Source organism: Nocardioides sp. Soil774, assembly GCF_001428125.1.
Classification (GTDB): Bacteria; Actinomycetota; Actinomycetes; order Propionibacteriales; family Nocardioidaceae; genus Nocardioides.
Genome location: NZ_LMSM01000011.1, coordinates 57141 through 69328, shown reverse-complemented (window position 1 = coordinate 69328; position 12188 = coordinate 57141). Strand labels below are relative to the sequence as shown.

Annotated in this window: 14 protein-coding genes; 3 read left to right on the top strand and 11 right to left on the bottom strand. The window is 70.9% G+C overall.

The genetic code is table 11. The features are described 5' to 3' along the window. Positions 1–63: 63 nt before the first annotated feature. The 11 genes from ASG76_RS17320 to ASG76_RS17270 all read right to left on the bottom strand — a co-directional run bounded on the left by ASG76_RS17320 (position 64) and on the right by ASG76_RS17270 (position 9424). A complete protein-coding gene (locus tag ASG76_RS17320; protein WP_056606390.1) occupies positions 64–846 on the bottom strand; it encodes an aminoglycoside adenylyltransferase domain-containing protein in 783 nt (260 codons plus the stop codon). A 43-nt stretch (positions 847–889) separates the two neighbouring features. Beyond that, positions 890–1282 carry a metal-sulfur cluster assembly factor gene (locus tag ASG76_RS17315; RefSeq protein ID WP_056606388.1) on the bottom strand — a complete coding sequence of 131 codons (393 nt, stop codon included), beginning with the start codon at positions 1280–1282 and terminating at the stop codon, positions 890–892. Beyond that, positions 1279–1752, bottom strand: coding sequence for a Fe-S cluster assembly sulfur transfer protein SufU (sufU, locus tag ASG76_RS17310; RefSeq protein WP_056606385.1), 474 nt, complete (start codon positions 1750–1752; stop codon positions 1279–1281). Before sufU ends, ASG76_RS17315 begins: the two co-directional genes overlap by 4 nt. Continuing rightward, positions 1752–2987, bottom strand: a complete 1236-nt coding sequence (locus tag ASG76_RS17305; protein ID WP_056606382.1) for an aminotransferase class V-fold PLP-dependent enzyme — start codon at positions 2985–2987, stop codon at positions 1752–1754. Before ASG76_RS17305 ends, sufU begins: the two co-directional genes overlap by 1 nt. A gap of 32 nt (positions 2988–3019) precedes the next feature. Continuing rightward, on the bottom strand, positions 3020–3781 hold the full coding sequence (gene sufC, locus ASG76_RS17300; protein WP_056606379.1) for a Fe-S cluster assembly ATPase SufC: 762 nt from the start codon (positions 3779–3781) through the stop codon (positions 3020–3022). Then, on the bottom strand, positions 3778–4125 hold the full coding sequence (locus tag ASG76_RS17295) for a non-heme iron oxygenase ferredoxin subunit (protein ID WP_157559182.1): 348 nt from the start codon (positions 4123–4125) through the stop codon (positions 3778–3780). The genes sufC and ASG76_RS17295 overlap by 4 nt, the downstream gene beginning before the upstream one ends. Beyond that, positions 4125–5321 (bottom strand): Fe-S cluster assembly protein SufD, encoded by a 1197-nt coding sequence (sufD, locus tag ASG76_RS17290; RefSeq protein ID WP_056606376.1) that lies wholly within the window; start codon positions 5319–5321, stop codon positions 4125–4127. Before sufD ends, ASG76_RS17295 begins: the two co-directional genes overlap by 1 nt. Before the next feature lie 45 nt (positions 5322–5366). Further along, positions 5367–6785, bottom strand: coding sequence for a Fe-S cluster assembly protein SufB (gene sufB / locus ASG76_RS17285; RefSeq protein ID WP_056606373.1), 1419 nt, complete (start codon positions 6783–6785; stop codon positions 5367–5369). Next, a complete protein-coding gene (locus ASG76_RS17280) occupies positions 6782–7471 on the bottom strand; it encodes a helix-turn-helix transcriptional regulator (protein WP_056606370.1) in 690 nt (229 codons plus the stop codon). Before ASG76_RS17280 ends, sufB begins: the two co-directional genes overlap by 4 nt. A gap of 85 nt (positions 7472–7556) precedes the next feature. Beyond that, complete coding sequence (locus ASG76_RS17275; protein ID WP_056606362.1) at positions 7557–8381, bottom strand: ABC transporter permease; 825 nt, start codon at positions 8379–8381, stop codon at positions 7557–7559. Beyond that, positions 8378–9424 carry an ATP-binding cassette domain-containing protein gene (locus ASG76_RS17270; RefSeq protein ID WP_056606361.1) on the bottom strand — a complete coding sequence of 349 codons (1047 nt, stop codon included), beginning with the start codon at positions 9422–9424 and terminating at the stop codon, positions 8378–8380. The genes ASG76_RS17275 and ASG76_RS17270 overlap by 4 nt, the downstream gene beginning before the upstream one ends. Positions 9425–9489: 65 nt before the next feature. Here ASG76_RS17270 and ASG76_RS17265 point away from each other — a divergent pair, with 65 nt between their 5' ends. From ASG76_RS17265 to ASG76_RS17255, 3 genes are read left to right on the top strand one after another with little or no spacing between them, the layout of a single operon-like run. Then, positions 9490–10428 carry an ABC transporter ATP-binding protein gene (locus tag ASG76_RS17265; RefSeq protein ID WP_235529712.1) on the top strand — a complete coding sequence of 313 codons (939 nt, stop codon included), beginning with the start codon at positions 9490–9492 and terminating at the stop codon, positions 10426–10428. Then, positions 10425–11252 (top strand): ABC transporter permease, encoded by an 828-nt coding sequence (locus tag ASG76_RS17260; RefSeq protein WP_056606360.1) that lies wholly within the window; start codon positions 10425–10427, stop codon positions 11250–11252. Before ASG76_RS17265 ends, ASG76_RS17260 begins: the two co-directional genes overlap by 4 nt. Further along, the gene (locus tag ASG76_RS17255) at positions 11252–12178 is read left to right on the top strand and encodes a COX15/CtaA family protein (RefSeq protein ID WP_082587647.1); all 927 of its coding nucleotides are present in this window, start codon (positions 11252–11254) and stop codon (positions 12176–12178) included. The genes ASG76_RS17260 and ASG76_RS17255 overlap by 1 nt, the downstream gene beginning before the upstream one ends. The last annotated feature ends 10 nt before the right edge of the window (positions 12179–12188 follow it).

Below are 12188 nucleotides of genomic sequence, written 5' to 3'. Positions count from 1 at the left end.
CGCGCGCCGGTCATGGTCACGAGGCGAAATACCCTGACCGAACGGCCCCCGGCCCGGCTCGCGTCAGGCCACGGCAGCGACGTACGCCGCGAACTCGCGCGCCGCGTCCATCGAACCCACGCGCGGGGCGGCGCCCCCGTCGAAGCCGAGGTCGCGGTCGGCCTGCACCTGCTGCAGCAGAGGACGCCACCGCGGGTCGCCGTGCATCATCGCCCACCGCAGAGCGTCGCGCTTGCTGGCCACCTGCCCGGTGCGCACCGTGTAGAGGCTCCGGCACGCCTGCACGACGAGGTAGCGCTGGCACCAGGCGACGCCCGGCGGGCACCAGGCCTCCACGTCGCGGCTCAGCGTGGCCAGCGTGCCGCGGGCGTGGGTGCGCAGGACGTCGTCGGGCACCGGGTCCATGAGCTCCGACGGGCACGGCCCGACCAGCGTGATGCCGTGCTCGCGCAGGATCCAGCGGGTCCACGGCTGGTTGCAGTGCTCGGACCACTCCATCGCGTCCGCGCCGTGGTCGACGTAGAGCCACAGTCGGCCCAGGCCCGCTGTCGAGCGCAGGTCGCCGACGACGGCGTACGACCCCTCGAGGTGCCTGTTCCACGAGCCCGGCCGGTGCGGCAGGTCGCGGTGCAGGGCCCGGAGGGCAGCCTCCTGTCGCGCGTCGGGGCGTCGCCTGACGACGACGAGGAAGTCGCAGTCGCTGTGCAGGTCACCCGCGCCGAGGGCGAAGCTGCCCTGGAGGTAGGCCCCGACGAGGTCGTCGCCCAGCGCCGCCTGAGCGCCGGTGACGAGGTCGTGGAGCACGCCGTTGAGCTCGGCGTAGCGGGTGGGGTGGGGGTTGAGCACGCATGGAGTGTGCGCCGCACCGGTCCCCCGCCGCCACGGGTTATCAGACGTTGAACCCCAGGGCCCGCAGCTGCTCGCGACCGTCGTCGGTGATCTTGTCCGGGCCCCACGGCGGCATCCAGACCCAGTTGATCGCGACGTCGTTGACCAGGCCCTCGAGCGCCTGCTCGGTCTGGTCCATGATCACGTCGGTCAGCGGGCACGCGGCCGAGGTGAGGGTCATGTCGAGCACGGCGTTGCTGCCCTCGTCGAGGTGCACGCCGTAGACCAGGCCGAGGTCGACCACGTTGATGCCGAGCTCGGGGTCGACGACGTCCTTCATCGCCTCGGTGACGTCCTCGACGGTCACCGTGGAGGTCCCGCCGGCCGCGGCGGTGCCGCCGGCCTCGGGCACGTCGGGGAGGTCGCCGTGGTCGATCGACTGGGACTCGCTCATGATGCACTTCCTTCGTTGTCAGCCTGGGCCTGGGCGGTCGCGTCCTTCCACGCCATCCAGGAGAGCAGGGCGCACTTCACGCGCGCGGGGAACTTGGCGACGCCGGCGAACGCGATGGCGTCCTCCAGGACGTCCTCGTCGGGCTCGACCTGCCCCTTGCCCTGCATGAGCTCGAGGAAGGTCTGGTGGATGGTCATCGCCTCGTCGAGTGGCTTGCCGATCACCAGGTCGGTCAGGACCGATGCCGAGGCCTGGGATATCGAGCAGCCGACGGAGTCGTAGGACACGTCGCGGACGACGCCGTCGTCGAGGTGGACCCGGAGGGTCACCTCGTCGCCGCAGGTCGGGTTGACGTGGTGCACCTCGGCAGTGCCGGCAGAGGACGGGTCGCCCCTCAATCCTTTGTGGTGCGGGTGCTTGTAGTGGTCCAGGATGATCTCCTGGTACAGCGCGTCGAGATCGGTGCTCATCAGCCCACCTTGAAGTAGCTGCGGGTGTGGTGGAGGCCCTCGACCAGGGCGTCGATCTCCGCAGGCGTGGTGTAGAGGTAGGACGACATCCGCGTCGAGCTCTGCACGCCGAAGCGGGCGTGCGCCGGCTTGGCGCAGTGGTGCCCCGCGCGCACGGCGACGCCGCGTGAGTCGAGCACCTGCGCGATGTCGTGCGGGTGCACGCCGTCGAGCTCGAAGGAGATGGCACCACCGCGCCGGGTCGCCTCGAGCGGTCCCATCACGCGCACGCCGGGGACCGTCTGCAGCCCCTCGAGGGCGTACGCCGTGATCGCCTGCTCGTGGCGGTGGATCGCCTCCAGGCCGATGTGGCGGAGGTAGTCGACGGCGCAGCCGAGCCCGACGGCCTCGACGATCGGCGGGGTGCCGGCCTCGAAGCGGTGCGGCGCCTTGGCGTAGGTCGAGCGCGCCATGGTGACGGTCTCGATCATCTCGCCGCCGCCGTGGAAGGGCGGCAGCTCGTTGAGCAGCTGCTCGCGACCCCACAGCACGCCGATGCCGGTCGGGCCGCAGACCTTGTGCCCGGTGAAGACCAGGAAGTCGCAGTCCACGGCCTGCACGTCGACGGTGAGCTGCGGCGCGGCCTGGGAGGCGTCGACCACCGACAGGGCGCCGTGCGCCCGGGCGAGCGCCGCCAGGTCGGCGACCGGGTTGATCGTGCCGAGCATGTTGGACACCCAGGTGAAGGCGACGACCTTGGTGTGCTCGTCGACCAGCTGGTCGGCGTTGCTCATGTCGAGCTCGCCCTCGTCGGTCAGGCCGAACCAGCGCAGCTCAGCGCCCGAGCGCTCGCACGCCAGCTGCCACGACACGATGTTGGAGTGGTGCTCCATCTCGGTGATGACGACGTTGTCGCCGGGGCCGAGCTCGATCGTGCGGGCGAGGAGGTTGAGCGCCTCGGTGGCGTTCTTGGTGAAGACGACCTCGTTGCGCGAGGGGGCGTTGAGGAACGCCGCCACCTGGTCGCGCGCGGCCTCGAACGCCTCGGTGGACTCAGCACCCAGCTGGTGCATCGCCCGGGCGATGTTGGCGTTGTGGCGCTCGAGGTGGTCGACCATCGAGTCGATGACGACCTGCGGCTTCTGCGAGGTGTTGGCGCTGTCGAGGTAGACCAGCGGCACTCCGCCCGCGAGCGTGCGCTCGAGGATCGGGAAGTCCTTGCGGATGACTTCCAGATCGGGAAGCAGTCCCTCCACGGTGGTCTCCTCTCTCGTTGCGGCGCGGTGGCTCAGGCGTTGGCCTTGGTGAGGTACTTGTCGTAGCCGCTGGCCTCGAGCTCGTCGGCGAGCTCCTTGCCACCGGACTCGGCGACCTTGCCGTCGACGAAGACGTGCACGAAGTCGGGCTCGATGTAGCGCAGGATGCGGGTGTAGTGGGTGATCAGCAGGACACCCTTGCCCTCGCGGGCGCGGAACCGGTTGACGCCCTCGGAGACGACCTTCAGCGCGTCGATGTCGAGGCCGGAGTCGGTCTCGTCGAGCACGGCGACCTGGGGGTCGAGCAGCTCGAGCTGCGCGATCTCGTGGCGCTTCTTCTCGCCACCGGAGAAGCCCTCGTTGACGCTGCGGGTGCCGAACGACGGGTCGAGGTTGAGCTGCTCGAGCGCGGCGTTGACGTCCTTGACCCAGGTGCGGAGCTTGGGGGCCTCACCGTCGATGGCGGTCTTGGCGGTGCGCAGGAAGTTCGACACCGAGACGCCGGGCACCTCGACGGGGTACTGCATCGCGAGGAACAGGCCGGCGCGGGCGCGCTCGTCGACCGAGAGCGACAGCACGTCCTGGCCGTCGAGCGTCACCGAGCCGCCGGTGATCGTGTACTTCGGGTGACCGGCGATGGAGTAGGCCAGCGTCGACTTGCCCGAGCCGTTGGGGCCCATGATCGCGTGGGTCTCGCCCTCGTTGATCGTGAGGGTGACGCCCTTGAGGATCTCCTTGGGGCCGTCCTCGGTGTCGACGGTCACGTGGAGGTCGGTGATGACGAGCTTGCTCATGCGGGGGTGACTCCGTTCAGGGTGGTCTCGGTGTCGACGTAGACGTCCGTGCCTCGTACGTCGATGGGGAAGGTGGCGACCGGCTCGGTCGCGGGGAAGTTCGTGGGCTTGCCGGTGCGCAGGTCGAACATCGACCCGTGCAGCCAGCACTCGATCTGGCAGCCGCCGTCGGTGGTCTCGACCTCGCCCTCGCTGAGGGCGACCTCGGCGTGGCTGCAGACGTCCTCGACGGCGAAGACCTCGTCGCCGTCGCGGGCGATCGCGACGTCGAAGCGGCCCAGGGTGACCGCGAGGGCCTTGTCGGTCGGGATCTCCTCGAGGGAGCAGGCGCGCTCGAAGGCCATCAGAAGAGCTCCTTCAGCACGTTCTTGGCCAGCTCGGCCTCGACGGTCGCCAGGAGGCGCTCCTCGATCGAGGGCACACCCACCTTGCGGATCAGGTCGTTGAAGAAGCCGTGCACGACGAGGCGCTGGGCCTCCTTCTCCGACACCCCGCGCGACTGCAGGTAGAACAGCTGGTTGTCGTCGAAGCGGGCGGTCGCCGAGGCGTGGCCGGCACCCACGATCTCGCCGGTCTCGATCTCGAGGTTGGGGATCGAGTCGGCGTGGCAGCCGTCGGTGAGCACCAGGTTGCGGTTCTCCTCGTAGGTCTCGATGCCCTCGGCCACCTTGCGGATCAGCACGTTGCCGACCCACACCGTGTGCGCCTTCTCGCCCTGCAGCGCGCCCTTGTAGACCGCGTGCGACTTCGTGCGGGGCGCGGTGTGGTCGGCGAAGATCCGGTGCTCGATGTGCTGGCCGGCGTCGGCGAAGTAGAGGCCGAGCAGCTCCGCGGAGCCGCCGGGACCGTCGTAGGTCACGTTGGCGTCCATGCGCACGAGGTCGCCGCCGAAGGAGATCGCGGCGTGCTTGTAGGTCGCGTCGCGGCCCACGCGGGCCTGGTGGTGCGAGAGGTGCACGGCGTCGTCGGCCCAGTCCTGGATCGAGACGACGCTGGCCTCGGCGCCGTCGGCGACGACCACCTCGACGACCGCGGCGACCGCGGCCGAGCCGGTGTGGTTGAGCACCACGACGGCCTTGCTGTGGGTGCCGAAGCGCAGCACGACGTGGGCGCCGCTGGTGACGTCGGCGTCGGTGCCGTCGACCTCGACGACGATCGGCTCGGAGGCCTCCACGTCGGCCGGCACGTCGACGAGCAGCGTCGCGGGCACCTCGGCGAGCACGCGGGCGGTGAAGCGCGTGTTGGGCGCCCAGCCGCTCACGCCGCGCAGGGCGCGGGCCTCGTCGCCGGTGACGACGCCGACGGAGACGCCCTCGGGCGCGTTCCACGTGGCCTTGGTGTTGCGCCCGTCGAGCGGAGCGTCGGCGTGCAGGCCCTTGAGCCGCTTGAGCGGCGTGAAGCGCCAGATCTCCTCGCGACCGGTCGGGACCTCGTGGTCGGAGACCTCGAAGGAGCCGGCCGGGTGGAGGTGGCTCTCCACCCGGTCCAGCGCGGGGGCCTGCTCCAGGGCGGAGCGGACGGAATCAGTGGTGACGGTCAAAGCTCTACTTTCTACGTACGTCGGACGGGTCGGTGGCAGCGGGCGTCAGCCCACGGCCCCTTCCATCTGCAGCTCGATGAGGCGGTTGAGCTCGAGGGCGTACTCCATCGGCAGCTCCTTGGCGATCGGCTCGACGAAGCCGCGCACGATCATCGCCATGGCCTCGTCCTGCTCCATGCCGCGCGACATGAGGTAGAAGAGCTGGTCGTCGGAGACCTTCGAGACGCTCGCCTCGTGGCCCATCGACACGTCGTCCTCGCGGATGTCGACGTAGGGGTAGGTGTCGCTGCGGCTGATCTGGTCGACCAGCAGCGCGTCGCACAGCACGTTGGACTTCGAGCCGTGGGCGCCCTCGTTGACCTGGATCAGCCCGCGGTACGACGTACGCCCGCCGCCGCGCGCCACCGACTTGCTCAGGATCGAGCTCGAGGTGTGCGGCGCGGCGTGCACCATCTTGGCGCCGGCGTCCTGGTGCTGGCCCTCGCCGGCGAAGGCGATGGACAGCGTCTCGCCCTTGGCGTGCTCGCCCATGAGGTAGATCGCGGGGTACTTCATGGTCACCTTGGAGCCGATGTTGCCGTCGACCCACTCCATCGTCGCGCCGGCATCGCAGGTGGCGCGCTTGGTGACGAGGTTGTAGACGTTGTTGGACCAGTTCTGGATCGTCGTGTAGCGCACGCGGGCGCCCTTCTTGACGATGATCTCGACGACCGCGGAGTGCAGCGAGTCCGAGGAGTAGATCGGCGCCGTGCAGCCCTCGACGTAGTGCACGTAGGAGTCCTCGTCGGCGATGATCAGCGTCCGCTCGAACTGGCCCATGTTCTCGGTGTTGATCCGGAAGTAGGCCTGGAGCGGGATGTCGACGTGGACGCCCTTGGGCACGTAGATGAACGAGCCGCCGGACCACACCGAGGTGTTGAGCGCGGCGAACTTGTTGTCCCCAACCGGGATGACGGTGCCGAAGTACTCCCGGAAGAGCTCCTCGTGCTCCTTCAGCGCGGTGTCGGTGTCGACGAAGATGACGCCCTTCTCCTCGAGGTCCTCGCGGATCGAGTGGTAGACGACCTCCGACTCGTACTGCGCGGCGACACCGGCGACGAGGCGCTGCTTCTCCGCCTCGGGGATGCCGAGCTTGTCGTAGGTGTTCTTGATGTCCTCGGGCAGGTCCTCCCACGAGGTGGCCTGCTTCTCCGAGGAGCGCACGAAGTACTTGATGTTGTCGAAGTCGATCGTCGAGAGGTCGGAGCCCCACGTCGGCATCGGCTTGCGGTGGAAGAGCTTGAGGCCCTTCAGGCGCAGGTCGAGCATCCACTGCGGCTCGGACTTCTTGCCGGAGATGTCGCGCACGACGTCCTCGTTGAGCCCACGCGTGGCCGTCGCGCCCGCGGTGTCGGAGTCGGACCAGCCGAACTCGTACTTGCCGATGCCCTTGAGCTCGGGGTTGAGTTCTTCGATGGAGGTCATGCCTTCTCCTTCTTCGGGGTCTGGGGGATGCAGGTCGTGCAGACGCCGTCGCCATGGGCGATCGTCGCGAGGCGCTGGACGTGGGTGCCGAGCACCGAGGCGATGGCCTCGGTCTCGGCCTCGCACAGCTGGGGGAACTCGTGGGCCACGTGGGACACCGGGCAGTGCTGCTGGCACAGCTGCTCGCCGAGCACCGGCAGGTCGCGCACGGAGGCGGCGTAGCCGTTCTGGGTGAAGACCCGGGCGAGCGCCTCCGCGGGGGTCAGGTCCGGGTCGACGGCCATGACCGAGGCGTAGTCGCGCCCGACGAACTCGACCCGGCGGCGGGCGAAGGCCACCACGGCCTCCTCGCCCTGGGTCTCGGCGAGGAACCGCATCGCCTGCACGGCCAGGTCGTCGTACTGCTGGTCGAAGCTGTCGCGACCGGACTCGGTGAGCGCGAACACCTTCGCGGGGCGTCCACGACCGCGGGCGCCGTAGACCTTGCGCTCGCGGGCCTCGACGACGCCCTCGGCGAGCAGGTGCTCGAGGTGGCGGCGTACGGCGGCGGGCGTGAGGTCGAGACGGCCCGCCAGGTCGGCGGCCGTGGAGGGCCCGTTCTCCAGGATGGTGCGCGCCACCCGGTCGCGGGTGGGTGCGTCGCCGTCCGGGGTCGACGGGACCCGGGCGACACCGGTTCCGCTCACTCCAGACAATTCCACAACGACAGTGTGACGTTAATGCCTGCCGTGGTTCAAGGAAGGGTCCCCTAAGTGCACGGCGCCGCCCGTCTCAGTCGGCGGTGCGGCGGCGGAACGTGCGGATCGCCAGCGGCGCGACGACGGCCGTGATGAGGATGATCCAGCCGATGGTGAACGGGATCGGGTGGTGCATCGGGAACGCGGCGCCCTCGGCCAGGGGCTGGTCGTTGCCCCACAGCACCCGCACCGCCTGGGTGAGCGAGGAGATCGGGTTCCACTCCGCGACCAGGCGAAGGAAGGTGGGCATCCGGTCGGTGGGCGCGAAGGTGTTGGCCAGGAACGTGATGGGGAACATCGTGGCGAACATGACGCCGTTGACGGCCTCGACCGAGCGCATCGCGGAGCCGACCCAGATGCCCACCCAGATCATGGCGAACCCCCAGCCCAGGAGCAGGAGGTAGCCCAGGGCCGCCTCGAGCGGGTTGGTGTGGATGCGCCAGCCGATGACGAGGCCGGTCAGCGACATGACCACGAGGCCGATCGAGGAGTGGGCCAGGCTCGACATGCTGCGCCCGACCAGCACCGCGGCGGGGTTGATCGGCAGCGAGCGCATGCGGTCGACGATCCCCTTGTCGAGGTCGGCGGTCAGCCCGACGGCGACGATGAACGAGGCGAACGCCACCGTCTGCGCCATGATCCCCGCGAGCAGGAACGCGCGGTATCCCGCGGGTGTCGCCACGTCGATGGAGGAGCCGAAGACGTAGGCGAAGAGCAGCACGAACATGACCGGCTGGATCGTGACGTCCATCAGCATCTCGGGCATGCGCTTGATGTGGAGGAAGTTGCGCCTCGCGATCGCCCACGACTGGGTGAGCAGGCCGGTGTGGCGGATCTCGGGTCGCTCGAGCGTGGTCATCGCGACACCTCCCCTGCCGGGTCCCCGGCGCTCTGGTGGTCGGGCTGGTGGTCGGGCTGGCGGTCGGGCTGGTCGGGCTCGTCGGCGTCCGTGCCGGGCAGCGCCTCGGCGCGGTGGCCGGTGAGGTGCAGGAAGACGTCGTCGAGGCTCGGGCGCTTGAGGCCGATGTCGTCGAGCACGATCCCGCTCTCCTCGAACAGCCCCGCGATGCGGGTCATGTGGCCCAGGCCCTCGGCCGGCGCGGTGAGCTGGCGCGCTCCCGCGTCGACGTGCACCTCGCGCACGTGCGGGCGCATCAGCGCCTGGGCGGCCTCGAGGTCGGGTGCCTGCGAGACCGTCACGACCAGCGCGGCGGCGCCGGACTGGTCCTTGAGCTGCAGCGGGGTGCCCTCGGCGATGACCGTGCCGCGGTCGATGACCACGATGTTGTCGGCGAGCTGGTCGGCCTCCTCGAGGTATTGCGTGGTGAGCAGCAGCGTGGTGCCGTCGGCGACCAGCTCGCGGAGCACCTCCCACAGCTCGACCCGCGAGCGCGGGTCGAGCCCGGTCGTCGGCTCGTCGAGGAACAGCACCGGCGGCGTGGCGATCAGGCTGACCGCCAGGTCGAGGCGGCGCCGCATGCCCCCGGAGTAGGTCTTGGCGATCCGGTCACCAGCGTCCGACAGGGAGAAGCGCTCGAGCAGCTCGTCGCTCGCACGCCGGATGTAGGCCTTGTCGAGGCCGTAGAGGCTGCCGATGAGTCGCAGGTTCTCCCGGCCGGTCAGCAGCTCGTCGACGGTCGCGGCCTGGCCGGTGAGCCCCATGCTGCGCCGGACCGCGGCGGGGTCGCGCAGCACGTCGTGGCCCGCGACCCGCGCGGTGCCCGCGGTGGGTCTCGTCAGGGTCGTCATCATCCGGACCGTCGTGGTCTTGCCGGCGCCGTTGGGACCGAGCAGGCCCAGGACCGATCCCTCGGGCACGACGAAGGACACCCCGTCCACCGCCACGGTGTCGCCGAAGTGCTTGACCAGGCCCTCGGCCTCGATCGCCGGAGTTCGTGTCATGCACGTCACGCTAGCGACGGGGACCGACAGCCGCCTCCCGATATCGCGCCGCCTAGGATTGGGCCGTGCCAACCGCCTCCCCCGCCGTCGAGATCGACGGCCTGGTGATGGCCTACGGCGACCAGGTCGCCGTGGACGGTCTCTCCCTGACCGTCGCCCGTGGCACGATCACCGCCGTCCTCGGACCCAACGGGGCGGGCAAGACCACCACCCTGGAGACCTGCGAGGGCTACCGCGTCCCCCAGCGGGGCACCGTGCGGGTGCTCGGCCTCGACCCGCAGCGCGACCGGGCGGCGCTCCTGCCCCGCATCGGCGTGATGCTGCAGGCCGGCGGCGCGTGGAGCGGCGTACGGGCGATGGAGATGCTCGAGCACATGGCGTCGCTGCACGCGCATCCCCTCGACACCGCCGTCCTCGCCGAGCGCCTGGGCCTGGGCGACTGCGGTCGTACGCCCTACCGCCGGCTCTCCGGTGGGCAGAAGCAGCGCCTCGGCCTGGCCATCGCCCTGGTGGGCCGGCCCGAGCTCGTGTTCGTCGACGAGCCCACTGCGGGCATGGACCCGCAGGCCCGGCGCACCACGTGGGAGCTGCTCGAGGAGGTGCGCCGCGACGGCGTGACGGTGGTGCTCACCACCCACCACATGGACGAGGCCGAGCGCCTCGCCGACCACATCCACATCATCGACCGCGGCACCGTCATCACCAGCGGCACGCCGGCCGAGCTCACCCGCGGGGGCCGCTCGGCCACCATCCGGCTGGTGGTCAACCGGCCCTTCCCCGAGGGCGCGCCCGAGTCGCTGCGCACCGACCTCGGCCCCGAGACCGAGGTGCGCCAGATCGACGAGGTGAGCATGCTGATCCACGGCCCTGCCGACTCCGCGACGCTGGGCCTGGTCTCGCGCTGGTGCGAGGAGCACGACGTGCTCCCCCAGACGCTCAACCTCGGCCAGCGCACCCTCGAGGACGTCTTCCTCGAGCTCACCGGACGCGAGCTGGCGTCGTGAGCGCCGACTCCCCCGCCCCCCTCGGCGCCGCCCCCGACACGGCCCCGCGCGCCTTCGCACCCGACCCGGGTGGCGCGCCGCTGGGCCGGATGGTGCGGGCCCAGGCCCGGATGGAGTCGCGGCTGATGCTGCGCAACGGCGAGCAGCTGCTCCTCGCGGTCGTGATCCCGGTGATCGTGCTCGTCGGCGGCGTGGCCGGTGCCGACCGGATCGGCATCGACCTCCAGGGCCACCGGCCCGTCGACATCCTCACCCCCGGCGTGCTCGCGCTCGCCGTCATGTCGACCGCCTTCACGTCGGTGGCCATCGCCACCGGCTTCGAGCGCCGCTACGGCGTCATCAAGCTCCTCGGCTCATCCCCCCTGCCGCGCCACGGCCTGCTGCTCGGCAAGGTGCTGGCGCTGCTCAACGTGGTCGCGCTCCAGCTCGTCGTCCTGGCCGGCGTCGGGCTCGGCCTCGGCTGGGACCCGAGCGGGGCGGCCCCGGCGAGCTCCGTGCTCGGCGCGGTGCTGGCGATCGCCCTGGGCACGGCCGCCTTCGCCGCCCTGGGCCTCTTCGTCGCGGGTGCGCTGCGGGCCGAGGCGACCCTCGCCCTGGCCAACCTGGTCTACCTTCTGCTCATGGCCGGGGGCGGCGTCGTCCTGCCGACCAGCACCTACGGCGCGGCGTCGTCGGTCATCCAGTGGCTGCCCTCGGCCGCGCTCGGCGAGGCCATGCGCACCGCCCTCGTCGACGCCACCATCGACGGCCGCTCCCTGCTCGTGCTCGCCGCCTGGGCGGTCCTCGGCACGGTGCTCACCGCACGAACCTTCAGGTGGGAATGATGCAACCGCTCCTCGACCGGCTCGCCCGCTGGCTCTGGCCCCTCGCGATCGCCAACCTGCTCGCCAACATCGGCATCGTCGTCACCGGCGCGGCCGTGCGGCTGACCGGCTCGGGGCTGGGCTGCCCGACCTGGCCGCGCTGCAGCGACGCGTCGTACGTCGCCCACGGCGAGCTCGGCATCCACGGCGTCATCGAGTTCAGCAACCGCATGCTCACCTTCGTGCTGACCGCCGTGGCCATCCTGTGCTTCCTGGCCGCCCTGGGCGCGCGGCACCGCCGCGCCACCCGGCTGTCGGTGGTCATCGGGCTCGGCATCCCACTGCAGGCGGTGATCGGCGGCATCACCGTGCTGACCGACCTCAACCCGTGGATCGTGGCGGGCCACTTCCTGCTGTCGATGGCGATCATCATGGTCTGCGTCGCCCTGATCGACGAGCTGCGCAGCCCCGAGCGCGGCGCCGCTCCCCCGCTGCCCCGCGCGCTGGCGTGGGCCACCCTGGCCGCGGGCTGGGTCGTGCTCTACCTCGGCACCGTCGTCACCGGCGCGGGCCCGCACGCGGGCGACACCGACTCCCCGCGCAACGGGATCGACCCCGCCACCGTCTCCCACGTGCACGCGTACGCCGTCTACGTGCTGGTCGCGCTCACCGTCGCCCTGCTCGTCGTCGCGGTGCGCGGCGCCCACCGCTGGCTGGCCACGGTCACCGCCCTGGTGCTGCTCATCGAGGTGCTGCAGGGCGTGCTCGGCTGGGTGCAGTACCGGCTGGACCTGCCGGTCGGGCTCGTCGCGCTGCACATGCTCGGCGCGGCCCTGCTCGCGGCCGGCCTCGCCCGGATCGCGCTCGCGGTGCTGCCGCACGCCGCCGCCCACGAGGCGCAGGCCGACGGTGCGGCCCAGGAGCGGTCGGCGACCCGACTCCCCTGACCGCGGACGC